This window comes from Photorhabdus sp. RM71S (genome assembly GCF_042879355.1).
In the GTDB taxonomy this organism is placed as follows: Bacteria; Pseudomonadota; Gammaproteobacteria; order Enterobacterales; family Enterobacteriaceae; genus Photorhabdus; species Photorhabdus kayaii.
Genome location: NZ_JBHFKV010000351.1, coordinates 1 through 223, shown reverse-complemented (window position 1 = coordinate 223; position 223 = coordinate 1). Strand labels below are relative to the sequence as shown.

General features: G+C 48.9%; 1 pseudogene. It reads right to left on the bottom strand.

Annotated elements, in window-relative coordinates:
- Positions 1-223: pseudogene (locus tag ACGF5R_RS25180) on the bottom strand (DNA replication protein); the annotation flags it as partial.

Below are 223 nucleotides of genomic sequence, written 5' to 3'. Positions count from 1 at the left end.
GGCAATGTAACCCAGATAGCCTTTCCAGTTCTCCAGAGTAAACGGCCTCTGGTGCTTGGTCTGGTATTCCTTGTTAGCTCGTTGCCAGAACGTGCGCATCTTGGATTTTCTAGCGTCTCGCAGGACAGTAACCTTAGCCATCTCCGGCAGAATTTCATGATAGGCGTCGATCATGGCCTGGTAGGGAACCGGTATAGTCTTTTTAGACTGAGATTTCTTGACA